Source organism: Enterobacter cloacae complex sp. 6730903, assembly GCF_048283985.1.
In the GTDB taxonomy this organism is placed as follows: Bacteria; Pseudomonadota; Gammaproteobacteria; order Enterobacterales; family Enterobacteriaceae; genus Enterobacter; species Enterobacter hormaechei_C.
The window spans coordinates 48,038-71,996 of record NZ_JBLVXX010000016.1 but is presented as its reverse complement, the minus strand read 5'-3'; the positions used below and the strand labels follow the sequence as shown (position 1 = coordinate 71,996).

General features: G+C 54.8%; 29 protein-coding genes and 1 other annotated feature. Of the genes, 12 read left to right on the top strand and 17 right to left on the bottom strand.

The window, feature by feature from the left end; all coding sequences use genetic code 11:
* Positions 1 to 8: 8 nt before the first annotated feature.
* The 4 genes from chuS to ACNQ0W_RS11050 are packed head-to-tail and all read left to right on the top strand — an operon-like array spanning position 9 to position 3,616.
* Positions 9 to 1,037 (top strand): hematinate-forming heme oxygenase ChuS, encoded by a 1,029-nt coding sequence (gene chuS / locus ACNQ0W_RS11065; protein ID WP_062932716.1) that lies wholly within the window; start codon positions 9 to 11, stop codon positions 1,035 to 1,037.
* Complete coding sequence (locus ACNQ0W_RS11060) at positions 1,034 to 1,852, top strand: heme/hemin ABC transporter substrate-binding protein (protein WP_062932563.1); 819 nt, start codon at positions 1,034 to 1,036, stop codon at positions 1,850 to 1,852. Before chuS ends, ACNQ0W_RS11060 begins: the two co-directional genes overlap by 4 nt.
* The gene (locus ACNQ0W_RS11055; protein ID WP_062932562.1) at positions 1,852 to 2,844 is read left to right on the top strand and encodes a FecCD family ABC transporter permease; all 993 of its coding nucleotides are present in this window, start codon (positions 1,852 to 1,854) and stop codon (positions 2,842 to 2,844) included. Before ACNQ0W_RS11060 ends, ACNQ0W_RS11055 begins: the two co-directional genes overlap by 1 nt.
* Positions 2,837 to 3,616: a heme ABC transporter ATP-binding protein gene (locus ACNQ0W_RS11050; protein ID WP_062932561.1), complete on the top strand. Its 780-nt coding sequence runs from the start codon at positions 2,837 to 2,839 to the stop codon at positions 3,614 to 3,616. The genes ACNQ0W_RS11055 and ACNQ0W_RS11050 overlap by 8 nt, the downstream gene beginning before the upstream one ends.
* On the opposite strand, the gene selO is transcribed toward ACNQ0W_RS11050, so the two are convergent.
* The 14 genes from selO to thrS form a co-directional block, all read right to left on the bottom strand.
* Positions 3,613 to 5,055 carry a protein adenylyltransferase SelO gene (gene selO / locus ACNQ0W_RS11045; protein WP_062932560.1) on the bottom strand — a complete coding sequence of 481 codons (1,443 nt, stop codon included), beginning with the start codon at positions 5,053 to 5,055 and terminating at the stop codon, positions 3,613 to 3,615. The genes ACNQ0W_RS11050 and selO overlap by 4 nt on opposite strands.
* Before the next feature lie 61 nt (positions 5,056 to 5,116).
* Positions 5,117 to 5,830, bottom strand: a complete 714-nt coding sequence (locus tag ACNQ0W_RS11040) for an EAL domain-containing protein (RefSeq protein WP_062932559.1) — start codon at positions 5,828 to 5,830, stop codon at positions 5,117 to 5,119.
* A 293-nt stretch (positions 5,831 to 6,123) separates the two neighbouring features.
* Positions 6,124 to 6,588, bottom strand: a complete 465-nt coding sequence (locus tag ACNQ0W_RS11035; protein ID WP_015570730.1) for an NlpC/P60 family protein — start codon at positions 6,586 to 6,588, stop codon at positions 6,124 to 6,126.
* Positions 6,589 to 6,660: 72 nt separating this feature from the next.
* Positions 6,661 to 7,416: a vitamin B12 ABC transporter ATP-binding protein BtuD gene (btuD, locus tag ACNQ0W_RS11030; protein ID WP_045141494.1), complete on the bottom strand. Its 756-nt coding sequence runs from the start codon at positions 7,414 to 7,416 to the stop codon at positions 6,661 to 6,663.
* Positions 7,416 to 7,967 carry a glutathione peroxidase gene (locus ACNQ0W_RS11025; protein WP_022650905.1) on the bottom strand — a complete coding sequence of 184 codons (552 nt, stop codon included), beginning with the start codon at positions 7,965 to 7,967 and terminating at the stop codon, positions 7,416 to 7,418. The genes btuD and ACNQ0W_RS11025 overlap by 1 nt, the downstream gene beginning before the upstream one ends.
* A gap of 33 nt (positions 7,968 to 8,000) precedes the next feature.
* Complete coding sequence (btuC, locus tag ACNQ0W_RS11020; protein ID WP_045334064.1) at positions 8,001 to 8,981, bottom strand: vitamin B12 ABC transporter permease BtuC; 981 nt, start codon at positions 8,979 to 8,981, stop codon at positions 8,001 to 8,003.
* A 103-nt stretch (positions 8,982 to 9,084) separates the two neighbouring features.
* Entirely contained in the window at positions 9,085 to 9,384 is a 300-nt protein-coding gene (gene ihfA, locus ACNQ0W_RS11015; protein WP_013097001.1) for an integration host factor subunit alpha, read from the bottom strand.
* Positions 9,385 to 9,388: 4 nt separating this feature from the next.
* Positions 9,389 to 11,776 carry a phenylalanine--tRNA ligase subunit beta gene (gene pheT / locus ACNQ0W_RS11010; protein ID WP_062932558.1) on the bottom strand — a complete coding sequence of 796 codons (2,388 nt, stop codon included), beginning with the start codon at positions 11,774 to 11,776 and terminating at the stop codon, positions 9,389 to 9,391.
* Between the two features lie 15 nt (positions 11,777 to 11,791).
* Positions 11,792 to 12,775, bottom strand: a complete 984-nt coding sequence (pheS, locus tag ACNQ0W_RS11005; protein ID WP_003857809.1) for a phenylalanine--tRNA ligase subunit alpha — start codon at positions 12,773 to 12,775, stop codon at positions 11,792 to 11,794.
* Positions 12,776 to 12,837: 62 nt separating this feature from the next.
* Positions 12,838 to 12,962, bottom strand: a sequence feature (Phe leader region).
* Complete coding sequence (pheM, locus tag ACNQ0W_RS11000) at positions 12,913 to 12,957, bottom strand: pheST operon leader peptide PheM (RefSeq protein WP_001386830.1); 45 nt, start codon at positions 12,955 to 12,957, stop codon at positions 12,913 to 12,915. It overlaps the preceding feature by 45 nt.
* A 117-nt stretch (positions 12,963 to 13,079) precedes the next feature.
* Positions 13,080 to 13,436, bottom strand: coding sequence for a 50S ribosomal protein L20 (rplT, locus tag ACNQ0W_RS10995; RefSeq protein WP_000124850.1), 357 nt, complete (start codon positions 13,434 to 13,436; stop codon positions 13,080 to 13,082).
* Positions 13,437 to 13,486: 50 nt separating this feature from the next.
* Positions 13,487 to 13,684, bottom strand: coding sequence for a 50S ribosomal protein L35 (gene rpmI / locus ACNQ0W_RS10990; RefSeq protein WP_001124225.1), 198 nt, complete (start codon positions 13,682 to 13,684; stop codon positions 13,487 to 13,489).
* A gap of 97 nt (positions 13,685 to 13,781) precedes the next feature.
* Positions 13,782 to 14,324 (bottom strand): translation initiation factor IF-3, encoded by a 543-nt coding sequence (gene infC, locus ACNQ0W_RS10985; RefSeq protein ID WP_023616141.1) that lies wholly within the window; start codon positions 14,322 to 14,324, stop codon positions 13,782 to 13,784.
* A gap of 3 nt (positions 14,325 to 14,327) precedes the next feature.
* A complete protein-coding gene (thrS, locus tag ACNQ0W_RS10980) occupies positions 14,328 to 16,256 on the bottom strand; it encodes a threonine--tRNA ligase (RefSeq protein WP_062932557.1) in 1,929 nt (642 codons plus the stop codon).
* 323 nt (positions 16,257 to 16,579) lie between these two features.
* On the opposite strand from thrS, the gene yncL reads away from it, so the two are divergent.
* Complete coding sequence (yncL, locus tag ACNQ0W_RS10975; protein ID WP_017384656.1) at positions 16,580 to 16,672, top strand: stress response membrane protein YncL; 93 nt, start codon at positions 16,580 to 16,582, stop codon at positions 16,670 to 16,672.
* Between the two features lie 98 nt (positions 16,673 to 16,770).
* Positions 16,771 to 16,878 (top strand): small membrane protein YniD, encoded by a 108-nt coding sequence (gene yniD / locus ACNQ0W_RS10970; RefSeq protein WP_003857815.1) that lies wholly within the window; start codon positions 16,771 to 16,773, stop codon positions 16,876 to 16,878.
* Between the two features lie 150 nt (positions 16,879 to 17,028).
* On the opposite strand, the gene ACNQ0W_RS10965 is transcribed toward yniD, so the two are convergent.
* A complete protein-coding gene (locus tag ACNQ0W_RS10965; protein ID WP_062932556.1) occupies positions 17,029 to 17,262 on the bottom strand; it encodes a hypothetical protein in 234 nt (77 codons plus the stop codon).
* 275 nt (positions 17,263 to 17,537) lie between these two features.
* A complete protein-coding gene (locus tag ACNQ0W_RS10960; protein WP_062932715.1) occupies positions 17,538 to 18,296 on the bottom strand; it encodes a DUF481 domain-containing protein in 759 nt (252 codons plus the stop codon).
* A gap of 296 nt (positions 18,297 to 18,592) precedes the next feature.
* On the opposite strand from ACNQ0W_RS10960, the gene pfkB reads away from it, so the two are divergent.
* From pfkB to ACNQ0W_RS10945, 3 genes are all read left to right on the top strand, one after another.
* Complete coding sequence (gene pfkB / locus ACNQ0W_RS10955; protein ID WP_062932555.1) at positions 18,593 to 19,525, top strand: 6-phosphofructokinase II; 933 nt, start codon at positions 18,593 to 18,595, stop codon at positions 19,523 to 19,525.
* A 91-nt stretch (positions 19,526 to 19,616) separates the two neighbouring features.
* A complete protein-coding gene (gene ghoS, locus ACNQ0W_RS10950) occupies positions 19,617 to 19,907 on the top strand; it encodes a type V toxin-antitoxin system endoribonuclease antitoxin GhoS (protein ID WP_047051472.1) in 291 nt (96 codons plus the stop codon).
* Positions 19,908 to 20,012: 105 nt separating this feature from the next.
* The gene (locus tag ACNQ0W_RS10945; protein ID WP_015570740.1) at positions 20,013 to 20,873 is read left to right on the top strand and encodes a fructosamine kinase family protein; all 861 of its coding nucleotides are present in this window, start codon (positions 20,013 to 20,015) and stop codon (positions 20,871 to 20,873) included.
* Between the two features lie 36 nt (positions 20,874 to 20,909).
* Here the strand turns inward: ACNQ0W_RS10945 and ACNQ0W_RS10940 are convergent, their stop codons facing one another.
* On the bottom strand, positions 20,910 to 21,446 hold the full coding sequence (locus ACNQ0W_RS10940) for a YniB family protein (protein WP_015570741.1): 537 nt from the start codon (positions 21,444 to 21,446) through the stop codon (positions 20,910 to 20,912).
* A 141-nt stretch (positions 21,447 to 21,587) separates the two neighbouring features.
* On the opposite strand from ACNQ0W_RS10940, the gene hxpB reads away from it, so the two are divergent.
* The 3 genes from hxpB (at position 21,588) to ACNQ0W_RS10925 (ending at position 23,835) form a co-directional block, all read left to right on the top strand.
* On the top strand, positions 21,588 to 22,259 hold the full coding sequence (gene hxpB, locus ACNQ0W_RS10935) for a hexitol phosphatase HxpB (protein ID WP_003857825.1): 672 nt from the start codon (positions 21,588 to 21,590) through the stop codon (positions 22,257 to 22,259).
* Between the two features lie 128 nt (positions 22,260 to 22,387).
* Entirely contained in the window at positions 22,388 to 23,149 is a 762-nt protein-coding gene (kduD, locus tag ACNQ0W_RS10930) for a 2-dehydro-3-deoxy-D-gluconate 5-dehydrogenase KduD (protein ID WP_017384658.1), read from the top strand.
* A gap of 95 nt (positions 23,150 to 23,244) precedes the next feature.
* On the top strand, positions 23,245 to 23,835 hold the full coding sequence (locus tag ACNQ0W_RS10925; protein WP_062932554.1) for a metal-dependent hydrolase: 591 nt from the start codon (positions 23,245 to 23,247) through the stop codon (positions 23,833 to 23,835).
* Positions 23,836 to 23,959: the final 124 nt, after the last annotated feature.

Sequence of the window (23,959 nt, the reverse complement as noted above, 5' to 3'; positions counted from 1 at the left end):
ATAAGATTATGGGTCACTACACACGCTGGCTTGAGCTTAAAGAAGAACATCCGGGTAAGTACGCCCGTGATATCGCCGGATTAATGCACATCAGCGAAGCAGAGCTGGCATTTGCGCGCGTTGGACACGACGCCTGGCGGCTGCGCGGTGAAATCCGTGAGATTCTGGCAGCGTTGGAATCGGTGGGGGAAACCAAATGCATCTGCCGTAACGAATACGCCGTTCACGAACAGGTCGGGGCATTTACTCACCAGCACCTCGGCGGCCACGCCGGGCTGGTGCTGAATCCGCGCGCGCTGGATCTGCGTTTGTTCCTCAACCAGTGGGCGAGCGCGTTTCACATAAGTGAAACGACCTCCCGCGGCGAACGTCAGAGCATACAGTTCTTCGATCATCAGGGCGACGCTTTACTGAAGGTCTACACCACGGATCACACCGACGTTGCCGCCTGGGGCGACGTGCTGACCCGTTTTATCATTGCCGATAACCCCACTCTGGCGCTAAAGGCTGTCGATGCCCCTGCGCATTCCGACGGTGCTGATGCAGGCTCGGTGGAGAAAGAGTGGCGCGCCATGACCGACGTGCATCAGTTCTTTAGCTTACTGAAGCGCCATAACCTGAGCCGCCAGCAGGCGTTTCGTCTGGTGAGTGACGATCTGGCCTGTCAGGTGGATAACAGCGCGCTGGCACAGCTGCTGGAGACGGCGCGACAGGACGGAAACGAAATCATGATCTTCGTCGGCAACCGCGGCTGCGTGCAGATTTTCACCGGTGTGGTGGAAAATCTGACGCCCATGAAAGGCTGGCTGAACATCTTCAACCCAATCTTTACCCTGCATCTGCTGGAGGAGACTATCGCCGAGACGTGGGTAACGCGCAAGCCTACGGCGGACGGACACGTTACCAGCCTGGAGCTGTTTGCTGCGGATGGCACTCAGATCGCCCAGCTCTACGGCCAGCGTACCGAAGGCGAGCCTGAGCAGAGCCAGTGGCGCCGCCAGATTGACGCCCTGACGCCAGAAGGGCTGGCCGCATGAAAAACTGGTTCGCCCTGCTCTGCGCCCTGCCGCTGGTCGCCGTCGCCGCGCCGGAGAGAATTGTCGCCCTCGGCGGTGACGTGACGGAGATCGTCTACGCCCTCGGCGCGGAGTCTTCTCTGGTTGCGCGCGACAGTACCAGCCAGTGGCCGCAGGCGACAAACGCGCTGCCTGACGTGGGGTATCTTCGCCAGCTGAATGCGGAGGGGATTTTGTCCGTACGCCCGACGCTGGTGCTGGCAAGCGACCAGGCGCAACCCTCTCTGGCGCTGAAGCAGGTTGAACAGAGCCACGTCCGGGTGGTTACCGTTCCCGGCACGCCTGACCTGCGCGCGATTGACGAAAAAGTGCGGGTGATAGCTCAGGCGACGCATCATGAGGCGCAAGGGGAAACCCTGCGCAGCTCGCTGCGTCAGGCGGTGGCGGCACTGCCCTCAACACCGCTCAACAAGCGGGTGCTGTTTATCCTCAGCCACGGCGGAATGACCGCAATGGCGGCCGGGCAACAGACCGGCGCGGATGCGGCAATACGCGCCGCCGGGTTGCAGAACGCCATGCAGGGCTTTACCCGCTATCAGCCGCTTTCGCAGGAGGGGATTATGGCCAGCCAGCCGGATCTGGTGGTGATTTCGCAGGACGGCCTTAACGCGCTGGGCGGCGAAGAAAATCTGTGGAAACTGCCCGGTCTGGCGCAAACGCCAGCGGGACGAAGCAAGCAGATGCTGGCTATTGATGATATGGCCCTGCTGGGCTTCAGCGTCCGCACGCCGAAAGCCATACAACAGCTGCGTGCCAGAGCGGAGCAACTGCCCTGATGTCCCGGCGCATCACGTTATCGTTATGGCTTCTGGCGGGGTTGCTTACCGTCATGACGTTCATGGCCACCGGTTTTGGGGCGTTACGCCTGCCGGTGAACGTGCTGTGGAGCGGCAGCGATGAGACGCTACGCCAGATCTGGCTTACCATCCGTCTGCCCCGCGTACTGCTGGCGCTGGTGATTGGCGGGTCATTGGCGCTCGCCGGCTGCGTCATGCAGGGGCTGTTCCGCAATCCGCTGGCCGACCCGGGCCTGCTCGGGATCAGCAGCGGTGCGGCGCTGGCCGTCGCCCTGTGGGTGGTGCTCCCGCTCTCGCTGCCCGCGCTGGTGATGCTTTACGCCCCTATGCTGGCGGCATTTCTTGGGGCGCTGGCAGCCACTGGCGTGATCTTCCTGCTCAGCAGGCAGCGTGACCCCTCTCTGTCACGTCTGTTGCTGGTGGGTATCGCCATCAATGCCCTGTGCGGTGCGGCAGTGGGTGTGCTTTCGTGGGTCAGCAATGACGCCCAGCTGCGTCAGCTTTCACTCTGGGGAATGGGAAGTCTCGGTCAGGCGCAGTGGTCAACGCTACTCGCCGTGACCTCGCTGATGGTGCCTGCCGTTCTGGCGATCTGGCGCTGTGCCAGCGCGTTAAATTTACTGCAATTGGGTGAGGAGGAAGCGCATTACCTTGGCGTGGACGTTGCCCTTGTACAGCGAATATTACTGTTATGTAGCGCCCTGCTGGTCGCGGCGGCTGTCGCCGTCAGCGGCGTGATTGGTTTTGTCGGACTCGTGGTGCCGCACCTGATGCGCATGTGGCTGGGCGCCGATCACCGGGCAACCCTCCCCGGCACGGTACTCGCGGGCGCTTTACTGCTGCTGGTGGCGGATACGGTCGCGCGCACCCTGGTCGCTCCGGCAGAAATGCCGGTCGGCCTGCTCACCAGTATCCTTGGCGCTCCCTGGTTCTTATGGCTCATTTTTCGTCGTGGAGAACAGCATGGCTGAACGTTATACGGCTGAAAATCTTACTTTTACCCGGTCTGGCCGCACGCTGACAGATAACGTTTCGCTGTCACTGTCGCAGGGAGAGCTGGTTACATTGATCGGCCCCAACGGCGCGGGGAAATCCACGCTGCTGCGGCTGCTGACCGGCTACCTGAAACCCGACAGCGGCGGCTGTTCGCTGGCGGGAAAAGCGCTAAGTGAATGGCATCCGCAGACGCTGTCCCGCTATCGGGCGGTGATGCGTCAGCAGTCTCAGCCTGGATTTGACTGGCAGGTGGAGGAGATCGTTGGAATGGGGCGTGCGCCCTGGACGCGTCACCCGGAACCGTCGATTGTGCGTGAGGTGTTGCAGCTGACCGGTTGCCTGCCGCTGGCCGGCAGGCGCTGGCATGCCCTCTCGGGGGGCGAGCAGCAGCGCGTTCAGCTCGCCCGCGCGCTGGCGCAGCTGTGGCGTGACGGAACGCCGCGTGGCTGGCTGTTTCTCGACGAACCCACTTCCGCGCTGGATCTCTACCACCAGCAGCATCTGCTGCGCCTGTTGAAATCGCTGACCCGTCAGGGCCATCTTCACGCCTGTGTGGTGCTGCACGATCTCAATCTTGCCGCATTATGGTCGGACCGGATCCTGCTGTTACACAACGGCAGGATTGTTTCTCAGGGCATACCGGAGACGGTATTGCAGGCCGACGCGCTGGCACACTGGTACGGTGCGCAGGTGCACGTCGGCAGACATCCGGCGCACGCCGCGCCGCAGGTTTTTCTCGCCCCTTAGCTTGAGCAGCTCACTTCCAGCCGCTTGCCCCAGTCTGGCGGGCGGCTGACATAGTCATCCTCCCGGTCGGCAAACGGCGTGCGCAGGGCGATATGCAGCCGATGCAGCTCGGTATAGTCCCCCTGCTCTGCCTGCTCAATAGCCCGCTGCGCCAGCCAGTTGCGCAACACCATCGCCGGGTTAACCGCCTTCATCCGCGTCTGGCGGGTATCGTCATCAATCTGTTCCTGCTGTAAACGCGTCCGGTAAACGGCAAACCAGTCATCAAACGCCTGACGATCGATGAACTCGTCGCGCAGCGGTGACGCGGCGCTCTGCTGCGCGGTCTGGCTCAGCATACGGAAGGTTCGGGTATAGTCGCTGCCTTCCCGCGCCATGATTGCAAACAGCCCATTCAGCAGCGCGTTATCGCCTTTTTCCTGGGTCATCAGCCCCAGCTTGTTGCGCATTAACACACCGTATTCCCGCAGCAGGACCTCCTGATAGCTGTCCAGCGCATCGTTCAGGGCATCGACGTCGATAAACGGCGACAGGCTTTGCGCAAGCCGCTGAAGGTTCCACAGCCCCACCGCAGGCTGGTTATCGAAACGGTAACGCCCCTGATAGTCCGAATGATTACAGATGTAACCCGGCTGATAGTCATCAAGGAAGCCGTACGGACCGTAGTCAAACGTCAGCCCTAACAGGGACATGTTGTCGGTATTCATCACCCCGTGGGCAAAGCCGACGGCCTGCCAGCGGGCAATCATTGCGGCAGTGCGGGCGACAATATCCCGGAACCAGAGAACATAGCGGTCTGGTTCGTTTTGCAGGTGCGGCCAGTGACGGCGAAGGGCGTAATCGGCAAGCTGGCGGACTTTATCCGGCTCGCGGCGATAGTAGAAGTGTTCAAAATGACCGAAACGCAGATGGCTTTCCGCCACGCGGACCAGCAACGCCCCCTGCTCCATCGTTTCGCGGGCCACCGGCGTGTCGCTGGTGACAATGGACAGCGCGCGTGAGGTGGGGATCCCCAGGGCATGCATCGCCTCGGAAGCCAGAGCTTCACGGATGGTTGAACGCAGCACCGCGCGGCCATCCCCCATGCGTGAGTACGGGGTTAGCCCTGCCCCTTTCAGGTGCCAGTCGAGCGTTTCGCCATTCGGCAGAACCTGTTCACCCAGCAGGATGCCGCGACCATCGCCGAGCTGTCCCGCCCAGACGCCAAACTGATGTCCGCTGTAGACCTGAGCCAGCGGCTTCATGCCCGGGAGCAGCGTTTCGCCGCCCCAGACGCCGGCGCCTTTTTCTGGCTGAAAAAGTGTCGCAGGGATGCCAAGCGAATCCGCTAAGGCATCGTTATGCCAGATAAGACGCGCGTTTTGTAAAGGCGTTGGCTTAAGCGCGGTGTAAAAGCCGGGTAATTCATCGTGCCAGTGAGCAGTAAAAGACAGGGTCATAAGTCCTCCTGCTTTAAGTGTAGAGGGTTTCCCTGGACGTAAACACGGGCGAAGAAAGGGGTTATTGCTGAACGAGAGTCGTGACCCGCTCTGCCGGGACGGCAGGCCACAGGCTTCCCTGCATTGCACCAAAATTGAAGGGCAGCACGCGTTGTAAGATGCCGTGATCGTCAATTCCCGAGACCATGACCGACTGGCAATGCGGCGCGATCTGCCAGAGAATAGCGCGCATAAAAGGCTCAAACGAGAGTGCCGACACGCGCTGCTGGATAAAGTTTTTATCCACAATCACCCGTTTGAACAGACCATCATAAACCGGTTTAAGGGACGCAGCCCCTGCACCGAAGTTAGCCAGCACTAAGGGGAAATGGATCGCCATTCTTGCCAGACAGGGATCGTCTTTCCCGTTATTTAAACCTGGATAGTTCTCATTAACAGTAAACTCAAGAAACGGATATCGCTCAAGGATTGAAACAGCGTTCTCATTAGTTAATAAAAACTCAACAATTGCAGGTGTAATATTGATCCATGCAATTAACTGATGCTGAATAAAAAATAGCTTACAGGTATCGAGTAATTGCAGTTTCTCCTGAAACAGCGCTAATTCATCTTCGTGAGAAAGATGTGGGATAACCAGTTCAGTCGGGATCCGTACGTCCGCACCCACGCCAGTAAAGTTAACCAAAATCTCTAAACCTTTAAGCAAACCTGCACTATCACGCGCCGGAAGGAGTAAAAGTTCAGACTGGTAAGCATTATCTAGCGTAATAATCATCGCGCTTGTCCTGCATTAAAGATGAGAGAGAACATCCTGGAGCAATTGCAGGCACAATTCCACTGTCTTGATTTTAATAAGATTAATTTCATTCTTTCCGTATTAATTTTCAGATTTTTCCCTGAATCTTAATTAATTTTATCCTGGTTATTGAATAATAGCCAGTTTTAGATAAAACAGGCACATGCAGCCATAAATAATTGGGCAAAAAATTTAACTTTAATCAACCCGTAAGAAAAGCCTGACGTCTATTTTCACCGCCAGGCCCTCCGCACTGCATTTTTATGCAGCGGTTAAATACGTCTGGCCTGCCAGAAGTTTTTACGCCAGTAAACATTATCCAGAGAGGAGCGCATCACGCCACGGCTGGTCGAGGCATGAATGAACTGATTATCGGTGTCATAAATGCCGACATGAAGGCCGCTTTCACCGGAGCCCGTTTTAAAAAAGACCAGATCGCCGGGCAGGAGTTCGTCTTTATCAATTTCAGTGCCGATTTTCGCCTGCATACGCGTTTCACGCGGAAGCTGGAGGTCAAATTTATCGCGGAAGGTCATCAGCACGAATCCCGAGCAATCCACCCCGCCCCGGCTCATGCCGCCGTAGCGATAAGGGGTGCCGCGCCAGTTGCTGAGCTGATCGTTCAGGCTGGCAATGACCGTAATGGAATCAGAAAGTCGTGGGTTGGGCGGAGGTGCACGATGGCTGCTGCATCCTGCAAGAAAGAGCGCCGCAACAAGGAGAAACCAGAATCGCATTTCAGACGAATCCTCTGCTTTTTTTGTTCTTTCGGTAATTTAGCGTGCATCTATGCAGCTGTGCAAGAAAGGTTATTCCTGCGCCGTGGAAATGAGCATCTTGTGGCCTTCAATATCCAGCCTCCGGAACGACATGTGGTAAGCGCTCGCAAGATTTGCGGCCGTCAGCACGCTGTCGCGCGTTCCGCTGGCAATCAGCTTGCCACGCGCCAGCAACCACACCCGATGCGCGTGCCGCAACGTATGGTTTAAATCATGGCTGCTCATCACGATGGCGATCCCCTTGCGACACAGCGCGCTGAGCAGGGTATCCAGCGCAGCCTGCTGGGCAACGTCCAGCCCGCTCATCGGCTCGTCCAGCAGCAGCAACCGCCCGTGAGGATTTCCCGCCGGATGGATCTGAAGGATAACGGCGGCCAGACGCACGCGCTGCCACTCGCCGCCGGAAAGCTGATTTGCCTGCCGGGTAAGCTTGTCGTCTAACCCGAGCGCCGCAGCAACCTCGTTGAGCAAGCCCACCTGATTTTTATCAGGCAGATGCAGCGTCAGGTAGTGCCAGACGGGCATCGCAAAGGGGGGAACCTGCTGCTGAACCAGGTAGCTTCGACGGGAGGCGAGTGTAGCGGGTAGCCAGTCGACGAGCGATTGCCCGAGAAAGGTAATCTCTCCTTCCCCGGTGGTCAGCCCCGCCATGCGCGCCAGCAGCGTGCTTTTTCCGGCGCCGTTTGGCCCAACCAGGTGAAGGATTTCACCTGCGTTGACTGCGGCAGTCACAGGCTCAAGACGTCCCTTCCCGGCAACGTCCGTGAGCTGCATCAGCAGCGTCATTATTTCGCCAGCGCCAGCTTGATTGATTCCATCACGATAGGATCTTCAGGCGTCATGTCAGGCGAAAAACGCTGCACAACCTGACCGTCACGGCCAATCAGGAATTTTTCGAAGTTCCACAGAATATCGTCCGGATAGAGCGGCGCGCGGCCTTTACTCGCCATACGTTCATAGAAACCACTCTCTTCAGGCGCAACGGCGGTCGGCGCCGCGGCCACCAGTTTGGCATACAGCGGATGACGATTTTCCCCGTTCACGTCAATTTTGCTGAACATCGGGAACGTCACGCCATAGGTTGTGCTGCAAAAGGTCTTAATCTCCTCTTCGCTACCCGGCTCCTGGCCCAGGAACTGGTTGCACGGGAAGCCGAGTACGGTAAAGCCGTCTTTTTCCCAGGCTTTATGAATGTTTTCCAGCTGTTCATACTGCGGCGTAAGGCCACATTTCGACGCCACGTTAACGATGAGCAGCACCTTGCCCTTGTAGCCTTCCAGCGTGGTTTTCTCGCCGTCAATGGTCGTCACTTCGGTATTCAGAATATCAGACTGCATAGCATTCCCTCAGGTTGACTTACAGGTTGTGTTTTAACGTCCAGCTTTTAATAGTAGCCAGATAAAGACCGGCGCGCCCAGCGTTGCGGTCACCACGCCTATGGGCAACTCAGCGGCCGTCAGGGCGAGCCGGGCGATGATATCGGCAATCAGCAGCGTTGCCGCCCCGGCAACCGCCGAGGCCGGGAGCAGGGTTCGGTGGTCCGTAATACCGCACAGACGCAGCATATGCGGGATCACCAGCCCAATAAAGCCAATCGCCCCCGCCAGCGCCACGCTTACGCCCACCATCCAGCCGATGGCGATAACCAGCACGTTGCGCCAGAATCCAATCGGCATCCCGAGCTGGCGAGCAGACGTTTCCCCCAGCGCGAGAATATTAAGCGGCTGCGCCTGGAACGCCGTCCACAGGATGACCGGGATCAGGAGCACCATCAGCCACCCCTGACGCCAGTCGACGCCACCAAATCCCCCCATCATCCAGTACATTAACTGGCGCAGATCGAAGGAGGTGGAGAAGTAGACGGCCCAGGTCATCAGCGCACTACAGATGATCCCCAACGCTACCCCGGCAAGCAGCAGCCGGCTGGTGGATAAGTGGCGACGGGCAAAGCGCAGAAGGATAAGGGTGATCAACAGCGCGCCAAGGATTGCGCTGAGGCTAATCCCCCAGGCGGAGAGCTCGCTTCCCCCCAGCATCACGGCGGCGATAAGCCCGACGCCTGCGCCATTCGAGACCCCGAGAAGTCCGGGTTCCGCCAGGGGGTTTTCAAATAATGCCTGCATGATCGTACCGCACAGCGCCAGCGCCGCGCCGACTAAAAGGACCGCCAGCGTCCGCGGCAGGCGGATCTGCCAGACAAAGAGCTGTCCTTCAGGCGTAAACCAGCTTTCCGGCCCCAACCACCGATCGCCCGCACACAGGCTGACGGTGGTGGCGACAATCAACAGCACCCCGAGCAGACACAGGCGGCGGAGATCGGAGCGGTGCTGGCGACGGGCAAGATCAAGCATAGACGATAGGTTATCCGGTTGAGATATCATTGATTTTACGGCGGGTTTGGCAAATAGCGCAAAGAAAAAAGGCCGCGTGAGCGGCCTTTTTAGTTAGTTCATATTACTCTGTTTTGGGCGTTGCGTTTTCGACACGGCTTTTTAACTTCTGTCCGGGTCTGAAGGTCACCACGCGGCGGGCTGTAATGGGAATATCTTCCCCCGTCTTCGGGTTACGGCCCGGACGTTGGTTTTTGTCTCGCAAATCAAAATTGCCAAAGCCGGAGAGTTTAACCTGCTCACCATTTTCCAGAGCACGACGGATCTCTTCGAAAAACAGCTCTACCAGCTCTTTGGCATCCCGTTTGCTAAGCCCAAGCTTATCAAACAGATATTCTGACATTTCAGCTTTTGTAAGCGCCATAGGTTCAATCCCTCAATGATGCCTGGAATCGCTCTTTTAATGCCTCTACACATTTGGCGACGGTAGCGGCAATCTCCTCTTCTTCGAGTGTACGGCTGGTATCCTGAAGGATAAGGCTAATAGCGAGGCTCTTGAAACCTTCTGCTACGCCCTTGCCGCGGTACACGTCAAATAAGTTTACGCCAACTACCTGATTTACGCCAACTTTCTTACATTCGGCCAAAATATCTGCTGCGGGCACATTTTCAGCGACCACAACCGCGATATCACGGCGGTTTGCCGGGAAGCGTGAGACGTCCTGCGCCTGAGGAATGACGCGGTCTGCAACCGGGTTCCACTCCAGTTCGAATACGATGGTACGGCCATTCAGATCCAGCTTACGTTCCAGCTCCGGGTGAACAACCCCAATGAAACCAACGCGTTTGCCGTCTAAATAGATCGCCGCACTCTGACCCGGATGCAGGGCTGGAATCGCTTCTGCGCGGAATTCAATTTCGGATAATTTACCGGTCAGATCGAGAATCGCTTCCAGATCGCCCTTCATATCGTAGAAATCAACCGTCCCTTTTGCCAGGTCCCAGTGCTCTTCATAGCGGTTACCGCTGATGGCGCCGGCCAGCATGAGATCCTGACGGATGCCTAAATTCGCCTGAGTATCCGGTACAAAGCGCAAACCGCTTTCGAAAATACGTACACGGTTTTGCTGACGGTTCTGGTTATAAACGATAGTGCCCAGCAGTCCCGTCCACAGGGACAGACGCATCGCTGACATCTCGCTGGAAATCGGGCTTGGCAGGATCAGCGCTTCCTGACCCGGGTGGATCAGCTGTTGCAGCTTAGGATCAACGAAGCTGTAGGTGATCACTTCCTGGTAGCCTTTGTCGTTCAGCATGGTTTTCACACGCTTCAGAGACAAATCGGCTTCGCGATGGCTGCCCATCACCAGACCCGCCTGCACCGGCTCGTCAGGGATGTTGTTGTAGCCGTACACGCGGGCCACTTCTTCCACCAGATCTTCTTCGATCTCCATGTCAAAACGCCAGGATGGCGCAACGGCTTTCCACTCGTCCTGACCTTCAGTGACTTCGCAGCCCAGACGCGTCAGAATGTCGGTCACCTGCGCATCGGCAACGTGGTGACCAATCAGGCGATCCAGCTTGCTGCGGCGCAGGGTAATGGTCGCACGCTTCGGCAGCGTCGCTTCGTTGGTCACATCGATAACCGGACCCGCTTCGCCGCCGCAGATGGCGATCAGCAGGCGAGTCGCACGCTCCATCGCTTTGTATTGCAGCGCAGGATCCACGCCACGCTCGTAGCGGTGAGAAGCATCAGTGTGCAGACCGTGACGGCGTGCGCGGCCGGTGATGGAGAGCGGGCTGAAGAACGCGCATTCCAGCAGGACGTTTTGCGTCTCGTCGTTAACGCCAGAGTGCTCGCCGCCGAAGATCCCGCCCATCGCCAGCGCTTTGTTGTGATCGGCAATCACCAGGGTGTCAGCGTTCAGTTTCGCTTCGCTGCCGTCCAGCAGAACCAGGGTTTCGCCCTCTTTCGCCATGCGCACGACGATCCCACCTTCGATACGATCTTTATCAAAGGCGTGCATTGGCTGGCCCAGCTCCAGCAGAACATAGTTGGTGACGTCGACGACTGCATCGATAGAACGGATACCGCAGCGACGCAGTTTCTCTTTCATCCACAGCGGGGTTGGCGCTTTAACGTTAATACCTTTCACCACACGACCGAGGTAGCGTGGGCAGGCCTCAGGCGCGTCTACCTGTATCGGCAGCACGTCACTGATGGTTGCCTCAACCGGAGCGATCTCCGGCACGTTCAGTTCAGTCTGGTTCAGCACGGCCACGTCGCGGGCCACACCGATGATGCCTAAACAGTCAGCACGGTTTGGCGTTACGCTGATTTCGATGGTGTTGTCATCAAGCTTCAGGTATTCGCGGATATCGGTACCAACTGGCGCATCCTGCGGCAGTTCAATAATGCCGGAGTGATCGTCGGAAATACCCAGTTCGGAGAAGGAGCACAGCATGCCTTCAGACGGCTCACCGCGCAGCTTAGCCGCTTTGATTTTGAAATCGCCCGGCAGCACCGCACCGACGGTCGCCACGGCCACTTTCAGGCCCTGACGGCAGTTTGGCGCACCGCAGACGATATCCAGCAGACGGTCACCGCCCACATTGACTTTTGTTACGCGCAGTTTGTCAGCGTTAGGGTGCTGACCGCATTCAACCACTTCGCCCACGACCACGCCGGTGAAGGCGCCAGAAACCGGCTCTACACCGTCAACTTCCAGACCCGCCATGGTGATCTGGTTGGAAAGCGCGTCGCTGTCCAGCGTGGTGTTCACCCATTCGCGTAACCACAGTTCACTGAATTTCATTGTTCTGTCCTGCCCTTATTTAAACTGTTTGAGGAAACGCAGATCGTTTTCGAAGAACGCACGTAAATCGGTCACGCCGTAGCGCAGCATGGTCAGACGCTCCATGCCCATACCGAACGCAAAGCCGGAATACACTTCCGGATCGATACCCACGTTGCGCAGCACGTTTGGATGCACCATGCCGCAGCCCAGCACTTCCAGCCATTTGCCGTTTTTACCCATCACGTCAACTTCCGCAGACGGTTCAGTGAACGGGAAGTAGGACGGACGGAAGCGAACCTGCAAATCTTCCTCAAAGAAGTTGTTCAGGAAATCGTGCAGCGTGCCTTTCAGGTTGGTAAAGCTGATGTTTTTATCAACAATCAGACCTTCCATCTGGTGGAACATTGGGGTGTGGGTCTGATCGTAGTCGTTACGGTATACGCGACCCGGCGCGATGATGCGGATTGGCGGCTCCTGTTCCTTCATGGTGCGGATCTGCACGCCGGAGGTCTGGGTACGCAGCAGACGGGTGGCGTCAAACCAGAAAGTGTCGTGGTCAGCACGTGCCGGATGATGGCCAGGAATGTTCAGGGCATCGAAGTTGTGGTAGTCATCTTCAATTTCCGGGCCAGTCGCCACGGTAAAGCCGAGCTCACCGAAGAAACTTTCAATACGATCGATAGTACGGGTAACCGGATGCAGACCGCCGTTTTCAATACGACGACCCGGCAGAGAGACGTCTATCGTTTCTGCCGCCAGGCGCGCATTCAGGACTGCGCTTTCCAGCTCGGCTTTACGCGCGTTCAGCGCCTGCTGTACCTGCTCTTTGGCTTCGTTAATCACTGCACCGGCTGCCGGGCGCTCCTCTGCTGGCAGTTCACGCAGGGTAGTCATCTGAAGGGTCAAATGCCCTTTCTTGCCCAGATATTCGACGCGGACATTGTCTAACGCGGCAACATCTGAGGCCTGGTTAATGGCGGCCGTTGCACTGGCAACCAGCTCTGCGAGATGTGACATGGTTTTCCTCATTATGTCGGTGCAGACACCGAATTGTTGGACGTATTCTCTTAACTTCAGGCACAAAAAAAGCCTCCATCGGGAGGCTTATCTGGCGCTGTTTTTCGTTTCATCTTTCACGCGCTAGCCTCCTGAAGTCAGGTGCTAAAGTAAAAGAAGAAGCGGAAAATAGCAGCATTCATGCTTGCGTTACCTTGTAGGGTAAAAACCGTTAAGACCTTATTGAAAAGCCTGCACGGATAAATGTCAATCTTCTGATGGTGTTAAATGAAAAGAGGAGGCAAAGCCCCCTCTCTCAACTGGCTTATGCCAGTGCTGCTTTCGCTTTTTCGACCAGAGCGGTGAACGCTACTTTGTCGAATACTGCGATGTCAGCCAGGATCTTACGGTCGATTTCAACAGAGGCTTTTTTCAGGCCGTTGATGAATTTGCTGTAAGAAATACCGTTCTGACGTGCTGCTGCGTTGATACGCGCAATCCACAGTTGACGGAACTGACGCTTACGCTGACGACGGTCACGGTAAGCGTACTGACCTGCTTTGATAACAGCCTGGAAGGCAACGCGGTATACGCGTGAACGCGCACCGTAGTAGCCTTTAGCTTGTTTCAAAATTTTCTTGTGACGTGCACGTGCAATTACACCACGTTTTACGCGAGCCATGTGTGCTCTCCTGTATCTATTCTAAGTTAAAAAAGTTAAACGTTAACGACTTATGCGTACGGCAGGCACGCGATGACCAGGCCCAGATCGCCTTTAGAAACCATGGCTTTTGGACGCAGGTGACGTTTACGCTTGGTAGCTTTCTTAGTCAGAATGTGACGCAGGTTAGCGTGCTTGTGCTTAAAACCACCTTTACCGGTTTTTTTGAAGCGCTTAGCAGCACCGCGTACGGTCTTAATTTTTGGCATTTTAATAACTTCCACTTCGCATTGTTAAATAAACGAAACATAGGCGAACAAAACCTATGGGGCCCGAAGGCTCCACAGATTTTGCTGCTTGAAGGCCTTACTGTTTCTTCTTAGGAGCGAGCACCATGATCATCTGGCGGCCTTCGATCTTCGTAGGGAAGGATTCGACTACTGCCAGTTCACTCAGATCGTCACGGACGCGGTTAAGCACTTCCATACCAATCTGTTGGTGGGCCATCTCACGACCGCGGAAACGCAGCGTGATCTTGGCCTTATCGCCATCTTCCAGAAAGCGAATCAGGCTGCGGAGTTTTACCTGATAATCGCCATCGTCGGTACCAGGACGGAATTTAATTTCCTTAACCTGGATAACTTTTTGCTTCTTCTTCTGTTCCTTAGAAGACTTACTCTTTTCATAAAGGAACTTGCCGTAGTCCATGATACGACAAACTGGCGGTTCGGCGTTAGGGCTGATTTCAACTAAATCTACTCCAGCTTCTTCAGCCTTTTCGATCGCTTCTCTCAGACTCACAATCCCCAGCTGCTCGCCTTCCAGACCTGTTAAGCGAACTTCCTGGGCGCGAATCTCGCCATTGATACGATTCGGACGTGCCGTTTGAACTCGTTTTCCGCCTTTAATACCTTATTCCTCCAGTTGTTGAAGACTGCGGCTGCGAATCTCTTGTTGCAGCTTCTCAATCACTTCACTTACGTCCAGGCTCCCCAGGTCTTTACCACGGCGGGTGCGAACGGCAACTTTGCCTGCTTCCACCTCTTTATCACCACAGACCAACATATACGGGACACGACGTAAAGTGTGCTCGCGGATTTTAAAGCCAATCTTCTCATTTCTCAAGTCTGCTTTTACGCGAATGCCCGCATTTTGTAGTTTCTGCGTCAATTCTTTAACGTAATCCGCCTGAGAATCGGTAATGTTCATCACCACGACCTGCACTGGCGCAAGCCAGGTTGGGAAGAAGCCCGCGAACTCTTCGGTCAGGATGCCGATGAAGCGCTCCAGTGAACCGAGAATCGCACGGTGAATCATAACCGGCACCTGACGCTCGTTGTCTTCGCCAACATAAGAGGCGCTTAAACGCTGCGGCAGGGAGAAGTCCAGCTGTACCGTTCCGCACTGCCATGCGCGATCGAGGCAGTCATACAGGGTAAATTCAATTTTCGGACCGTAGAATGCGCCCTCGCCCAGCTGGTATTCGAACGGAATACCGTTCTCTTCCAGCGCTACGGCAAGATCCGCCTCTGCGCGATCCCATGTCTCATCGCTGCCGATACGTTTTTCCGGACGCGTTGAGAGTTTGACCACGATCTTCTCGAAGCCAAAGGTGCTGTACATATCGTAGACCATACGAATACAGGCGTTAACTTCTTCACGGACCTGATCTTCAGTACAGAAGATATGCGCATCATCCTGAGTAAAGCCACGAACACGCATCAGACCGTGCAGCGCACCTGATGGCTCGTTACGGTGGCAGCTACCGAACTCCGCCATACGCAGCGGCAGATCGCGGTAGGATTTCAGACCCTGGTTGAAGATCTGAACGTGGCCCGGGCAGTTCATTGGCTTGATGCAGTATTCACGGTTCTCAGACGAAGTGGTGAACATCGCATCTTTGTAGTTGTCCCAGTGGCCGGTCTTTTCCCACAGCACACGGTCCATCATGAACGGGCCTTTCACTTCCTGATACTGGTACTCTTTCAGCTTGGAGCGCACGAACGTTTCCAGTTCACGGAAGATAGTCCAGCCGTCGTTATGCCAGAACACCATCCCCGGCGCTTCTTCCTGCATATGATACAGGTCAAGCTGCTTACCGATTTTACGGTGGTCACGCTTAGCCGCCTCTTCCAGGCGTTGCAGGTATGCGTTCAGGGCTTTCTTATCGGCCCACGCGGTACCATAGATACGCTGCAACATTTTGTTGTTGCTGTCGCCACGCCAGTAAGCGCCTGCGATTTTCATCAGCTTGAAGTGATGACAGAAGCGCATATTCGGCACGTGCGGACCACGGCACATGTCGACGTATTCCTGGTGATGGTACAAGCCTGGCTTGTCATCATGAGCGATGTTTTCATCAAGAATCGAGACTTTGTAGTTCTCGCCGCGCTTCACGAAGGTTTCACGCGCTTCGTGCCAGCTGACTTTCTTCTTAATGACGTCATAGTTGGTTTCGGCGAGCTCGTGCATTCGTTTCTCGAGCGCGTCGATATCTTCCTGAGTCAGGGTGTGGTCAAGGTCAACGTCGTAATAGAAACCGTTGTCGATAACCGGGCCGATCGCCATTTTGGTGTTTGGCCACAGTTGCTTGATAGCATGGCCTAACAGGTGCGCACAGGAGTGACGAATGATCTCCAGACCTTCTTCGTCTTTCGCGGTGATGATCGCAAGCGTTGCATCGCTTTCAATCAGATCGGACGCGTCTACCAGCTCGCCGTTTACGCGACCTGCGATGGTTGCTTTTGCGAGTCCAGGACCGATATCCAGGGCAACATCCATTGGGCTAACAGCGTGGTCGAAATGGCGTTGGCTGCCATCAGGAAGAGTAATTACAGGCATTTTATATCCTTATTTGCAGTGATGCCCCACACATAAGAGCATATACAAAGAAAATAATCGTGATTAAACAGTAGATTACGAAACCATCTGACCAACAATCGTCAAATTGGGTCGTCATCGTGCACCTGCCGATTTCAGATAAATGCGGATTTACGGCAAGCAGGGTAATGGTAACACTATTGAAAGGGCGAATGCACCTTCTGCGACCGTTTTGAACCGCACATCCTTTTGTATGCGTTCATGAACTTTTGCTGGCAGAGGCTCGCAATCCGAAAGTGCTGAGCTATTCTTGACTTGGTCCTTAAACATCGAAGGGGTATCACATGAATGTATCCAGCAAAACCGTTGTGATATTGAATCTACTTTCCGCTGCTTGCCTGGTATTGATTCTGGCTGACAGATTCCATTGGTTTTAAGCCGAACCGGTGTTCCGGCATAACCTGTTGTCCCGGGTTGAGCGCTTTCTGGCGCAAATTTTGATAGACTAAGGGTATCAACTGACAAGGATTAGGTTATGCCAACAAAAAGATTTGCCGTGAAGCACTGGAAAATGGTCGTGGTGTTAATTGCTATTTGCGGCGCGATGTTGCTGTTGCGCTGGGCCGCAATGATCTGGGGCTAATATTTTGTCAGCAAAAACGTGGCGGTAATTTACTGAATAAAATTTAACTATCTTTACGATAATTTAGGGTACAAAAACCGGTACGTCATAATCCGGTTTTCGACAGGCTATGACAGCGTATATATTGCGTCAGAGGCGGCAGTTGAAATATCAGGACCACTCACCCGCCACCAGCTTGTGTACATCAAATGCGTCATTCATTGACTGGCCGGTAGACTGAGAGCCGGGGGCAATGTTGGAGCCCGCTTCTACACCAGAGGCTTTAGCGATCCCGATTGGGTTGTTAACGTCACTGGCAGGTTGTGTCATATTATCAGCAGCAAATACGCCAAATGAAAGTGCGGAAAGCACCATCGCTGCTGTAGCGGTTTTGATTTTTTTCATAATTTTATTCTCATACTTATTTAATGCGTTTAATGCGATATGCCTGAGGCGATTTTTTCGCCTGTGCCGTAAGTGTAGATCTGGATCACATTTTTGCCTAGTCAAATTATTTATCAATTCGTGTCAAATAAACTGAATAAGGTCTGACAAGCAATTATGGAGAAATTATGAAGAAGAAACCAAACCCATTATTTATTTTAAAACGCCGTTTAATATAAATAAGCACAGTTTCAGAAAATAAAAAACAGGCCGAGAAGAGTCCCGGCCCGACGATATTACATTTTATAACCTAAAGAAATCGTGGTTCGGCGATCGGTATGTTCCGGTGCAGAATCAGGTGGTGATGAGTTCCAGGTTACGTTGTACGCCACCTTGAGTCCAAAGTGTTCGTTGATGGCCATGTTCAACGCACTTTCTGAGTTCAGCGTTGTATCTTCAGCACCAAACACCGACACACCCTGGGTGAATTTTGCGTTGTCCGTCATCTGCCATGCATAGGTGCCCGATGCATAACCCAACGGCTGGGTTTCATCTTCGCCGTTGGTGTACTCGTCGTAACGGACACCCGGACCGAATTCAAAACGCAGGCTGTGCACCGGCCCATTGAGGAACTGACGACCATAACCCGCAGTTACGACATCACGCTGGCGATAGCCGTTGTAGCGGTCAGTCAGCCAACTCGCCTGCCCGAACAGGTAGTCATAATCGGTCATGTTGTATCGGCTACGTCCGCCTACCGCGTATTTCTCCGATGAGCGTTGATCGTTAGCAGAGGTGTTGCTGGCATTTCCCCACAGCGACCAGGCCGTGGTGTTGCCGTACCAGGTCAGGGTGCTGTCTGCGGTCAGGGAGGAGCTTTTCGTATTACCGGATTGCGCCAGATACCCGGCATTCACGTTACCTTCAAAGGGTTTTTTGGCAGTGGAGGGATCGTCCATGACAGTAAAAACGGTATCATCGGCGGTTGCATTCAGTGACGCAAATACGCCACCCGCCAGCATCAGTGCTGCGGGTACTGTCTTCAAAAGCTTCATTTTATTTAAGGAGTCCGTACAACATAAAAAGAGACCGTCACGGTCTCGGAAACTTTCTTGCGGATCAATGACAAGGCGACCATAGAAAGGTAACAAATTATAAAAAGCCGCAAATAACATAGCAATATTTTCTTCTTTCATTTTTTGAATAAGAACGATCCCAAAACGCGTTTTATTTTATATGCCCGGCGCAGGTTATTTGTCAGCATTCATATTTAAAATCATACTGTTATTTACGTTGCCTTCCTGCCAAACGGTGCCAGGCTTAAAAGAACCCATGATAAAAGGAGGTCATGATGGCTTCGATTTATACGCTGACACTCTCCCCTTCCCTCGACTCCGCGACCATGACGCCGCAAATCTACCCGGAAGGTAAGCTGCGCTGTAGCGCGCCGGTGTTTGAGCCAGGCGGCGGCGGCATCAACGTGGCGCGCGCTATTACCCATCTCGGCGGAAAAGCCACCGCCATCTTCCCCGCTGGCGGCGCCACGGGAGAACATCTGGTTGCGTTGCTGGCAGATGAACAGGTGGCCGTAGACACCGTCGATGCTAAAGACTGGACCCGGCAGAACCTGCATGTCCATGTTGAATCCAGCGGCGAGCAATATCGTTTTGTGATGCCGGGGGCGAAATTAAGCGATGATGAGTTTCGTCAACTGGAAGAGAAAGTGCTGACCATTGAAAGCGGCTCATTACTGGTGATCAGCGGTAGCCTGCCGCCGGGCGTCGAAACAGAGAAACTGACGGCGCTGGTTCAGGCGGCGCTCCAGCGCGGCATCCGCTGCATTGTCGATAGCTCGGGCGAAGCCCTGAAGGCGGCGTTAGAGCCCGGACAACTTGAACTCGTTAAACCTAACCAGAAAGAGCTCAGTGCCCTGGTTAATCGCGAACTCAACCAGCCCGATGACGTGCGTACTGCCGCAGAAGAGCTGGTACGTACGGGCAAAGCGCATCGCGTTGTGGTTTCTCTCGGTCCTCAGGGTGCGCTGGCCGTCGACAAGACGGGCTTTGTGCAGGTTGTGCCACCGCCGATGAAAAGCCAGAGCACCGTGGGTGCCGGTGACAGTATGGTTGGCGCGATGGTGCTGAAGCTGGCGCAGGGCGCTTCGCTTCTGGAGATGGCACGCTATGGCGTCGCGGCAGGGAGTGCAGCCACCATAAACCAGGGAACGCGCCTGTGTTCGCTTGCGGATACCCAGAAAATTGTCGATTACCTGGCGAGAAGCTGAACCTGCTTCCCCTTCCCATGGAGGGGGAAGTCGCTAAACAGGGCATATCGACTATGCTAAGAAAACTTTCAGGATAACAACGAGGTGAATTATGAGCAGTGGTGATATCACCCGCTACGTCGTTACCGTGAATATTCATGAGGCGTCGCTGACCGAACTGAATGAACTCAACAACGCGTTCACGCGGGCGAATTTTCTGCTCACGCTGACGGACGATGAGGGCAATATTCACGATCTCGGCTCACTGGCATTTGGCCTGATAAGCCCGCTGAGCCAGGAAGAGGTGAAGGCGCTGGCCAGTAGCCTGGTGGAAAGCGTGACTGACAAAGCCACGGAAATTGATGTGGATAGCTGGGAAAACTGGCATAAAAAAGCACAATAAGTGCCCTGTATAAAATTAAACCGCTCAGTTGTGCGTTAGTTCCTGTTTTTTTATAGCCGTTTTGCGCTAACTTTATGATCTGGCAGACAACATGGGAGAGACATCATGTGGCAGGCTATCAGTCATCTTTTAAGTGAGCAGCTGGGTGAAGGTGAAATTGAACTGCGTAACGAACTGCCAGGCGGAGAGATCCATGCCGCATGGCATTTACGTTACGCCGGGCGCGATCTTTTCGTTAAATGTGATGAGCGCGAATTACTCCCCATTTTTACTGCCGAAGCCGATCAGCTTGAGCTGTTATCGCGCAGTAAAACAGTCACCGTTCCGCAGGTTTTAGCCGTCGGCAGCGATCGTGACTATAGCTTTCTGGTGATGAACTATCTTCCCGCGCGCCCTCTGGATGCGCACAATGCCTTTATTCTCGGGCAACAGATCGCCCGTTTGCACCAGTGGAGCGATCAACCTCAGTTCGGGCTCGACTTTGATAACGACCTCTCCACTACCCCACAGCCAAACGCATGGCAGCGCCGCTGGTCGACCTTTTTCGCCGAGCAGCGCATCGGCTGGCAGCTGGAGCTGGCCGCTGAAAAGGGATTAGCGTTCGGCAACATCGACGCGATTGTTGAACACATTCAGCAGCGTCTGGCTTCGCATCAGCCTCAGGCTTCCCTTCTGCACGGAGATTTATGGTCAAACAACTGTGCACTTGGGCCTGATGGTCCCTATATATTTGACCCGGCCTGCTACTGGGGCGACAGAGAATGTGACCTAGCAATGCTGCCGTTGCACCCTGAACAGCCGCCGCAAATTTATGATGGCTATCAGTCTGTCTCGCCGTTACCTGCGGGTTTCCTTGATCGTCAGCCGGTTTATCAGCTGTACACCTTGATAAACCGGGCTATTTTGTTTGGCGGGAGTCATCTGGTGAATGCCCAGCGGGCGCTGGACCGCATTCTGGCGGCATAGCGGGAGGGGGCGGCTTGACGCCCCTTCCCTTAGGATTTACAGGAAGCCAAGCAGCGTAAAGAAGAAATACCCGGCCACAATGATGATGACCGGCAGGATGTAGAGCGGGAAAAACTGCACGAAAATGGTATGACGCGGAACGACAATGCGCGATTCGATCTGCTCGCGGCTCATCCCGTCAGGGCCTTTCGCCTTCTCAAGTATCAGCTGGTCTTCCACCCCTTCGCGTAAAAAGCGGGTCTGGCGACTCATGCGTGCGCCGGAGGCCTGCAACGCCATCGCGATAAATATCAACGCATAGATTATCCAGAAACCGACATTCAGCTGGTGGTGAAAATCCGGCGTGGGCGAGTTGAACCAGAAGACGTTCAGGAACGGGGTGTTAAACCGCATCATCTCAATCATGACGTGCGCAAAATCAAGCATGACGGCATTGATGCCCGGCTGTTTTTCGCTGTGATCGTACATAAATTTGAGTACGGAGATCAGCGTTGAAATCAGGGCGGGAATGAAAATAACCCAACCAGCAATACGTTTTAAGACCGCGATGCGTCCAGCTTGTTGATACGTCATTAGTTCCTCTTCATAAAGACGCGTTATTTGTGCCTAAGTCTACCTGCTGTCGGTCATTTTCGCCCGCTCTTTGAATGCAATATGCTAAATTGCTTGTGCTTAGCACCGTTCGTCTTACCCCCAAGATAAGGAGATGTTGTAATGTCGACCCCGCGCCAGATACTTGCCGCTATTTTTGACATGGATGGATTGCTGATTGACTCCGAACCCCTGTGGGATCGGGCTGAACTGGACGTGATGGCCAGCCTCGGCGTCGATATCAGTCGTCGTAACGAGCTTCCCGATACCCTGGGGCTGCGCATCGATATGGTGGTTGACCTCTGGTATGCCCACCAGCCATGGGTTGGCCCGGATCGCGACGAAGTAACGGCGCGCATTATCAACCGCGCTATCTCCCTCGTAGAAGAGTATAAGCCGCTGTTACCGGGCGTACGCGACGCTATCGCCCTGTGCAAGGCGCAAGGGCTGAAAGTGGGGCTGGCCTCCGCCTCACCGCTGCATATGCTGGAAAAAGTGCTGACGATGTTCGGGCTGCGCGACAGCTTCGACGCGCTGGCCTCGGCCGAAAAGCTTCCTTACAGCAAGCCACATCCGCAGGTATATATGGACTGCGCCGCGAAACTGGGGCTGGATCCACTTACCTGTGTGGCGCTGGAAGATTCGGTTAACGGCATGGTGGCGTCCAAAGCCGCACGTATGCGCTCCATCGTTGTGCCGGCTGAAGAAGGCCGACACGATCCCCGTTTTGCCCTCGCGGACGTCAGGCTGACGTCTCTTGAAGAATTGACTGCCCGCCATCTGCGCGGGGAGTAACGCTCTTTCAGGCAGCTTCGGCTGCCTGTCTCGCCAAATCAAAACAACGTTTTACTTTATTTGCTTTTCTCATTCCAGACTCCTATTCTTACGTGCAGAATGACAATAACCTGACTTCTGAGGCGCGTATGATACTGGATGCTTTTACTCTGGCAGGAAAAGTGGCGATGGTGACCGGGTGCGATACCGGTCTGGGGCAAGGTATGGCCATTGCCCTCGCCCAGGCAGGATGCGATATCGTGGGGGTTAACCGCAAGGTTCCTGACGAAACGGCAGCGCGCGTTACGGCGCTGGGACGACGCTTTATCGCGATTCGCGCCGATCTTGGCAAGCAGGAGAGTATTCAGAGCGTGGTGGATACCGCAGTCGCTGAGATGGGCCGCATCGATATTCTGGTTAACAATGCCGGCACCATCCGCCGTGCCGATGCGCTGGAATTTAGCGAGAAGGACTGGGACGAGGTCATCGATCTCAATCTGAAATCGGTCTTTTTCCTCTCTCAGGCAGTGGCGAAACAGTTTATCGCGCAGGGTCAGGGCGGCAAGATCATTAACATTGCCTCCATGCTCTCCTTCCAGGGCGGCATCCGGGTGCCCTCCTATACGGCGTCCAAAAGCGGCGTGCTGGGCCTCACCCGCCTGCTGGCGAACGAATGGGCAACGCTGGGCATTAATGTGAATGCTATTGCGCCGGGTTATATGGCGACCAATAACACCCGGCAGCTTCGCGATGATGAGCAGCGCAGCCAGGCGATCCTCGACCGTATTCCGGCGGGTCGCTGGGGTCTGCCGGAGGATTTACAGGGTCCGGTGGTGTTCCTGGCCTCATCGGCCTCTGATTACGTTAACGGTCATACCCTCGCCGTAGACGGTGGCTGGCTGGCGCGCTAACCGCGCGTTTGTGACAAAGAGTTACACCGTCACCTCTTTCATACACTGTATAAAAACCCTATACTGTATGAATCGACAGTTTACCGGGTTTTATCATGACGGCGGAAGGCCACCTGCTTTTTTCACTTGCCTGTGCAGTGTTTGCCAAAAACGCTGAACTGACCCCTGTGCTGGCACAGGGGGACTGGTGGCATATTGTCCCTTCCGCCGTGCTGACCTGCCTGCTGCCGGACGTAGATCATCCAAAGTCATTCCTTGGCCAGCGGCTAAAGTGGATTTCAAAACCCATCGCCAGAGCCTTTGGTCATCGCGGATTTACCCACAGCCTGCTGGCCGTATTCGGCCTGCTTACACTCTTCTATTTGAAGGTTCCGGAGAGCTGGATCGTCCCGGCGGATGCCATTCAGGGCATGGTGCTCGGCTACTTAAGCCATATCCTCGCCGATATGCTGACGCCAGCGGGCGTTCCGCTGCTCTGGCCCTGCCGCTGGCGTTTCCGCCTGCCCATCCTCGTGCCGCAAAAAGGCAACCAGCTGGAGCGCGTTCTGTGCATGGCGCTGTTTGCGTATGCCGTCTGGATGCCGCAGACATTGCCCGAAAATGGTGCAGTGCGCTGGTCATCGCAGATGATCAACTCGCTGCAATTTCAGTTCAATCGTTTTATTAATCACCAGATTGAACATTAAACCGACAATATAATCACTTTTGTCATAAACCATTCCATATGGATATAAGCGCGACATCACACTTCTGCTAACCTTGCGCCAACAGGTTCGGTAAAAACCGACCGTATAATAAATCAGGAGAACG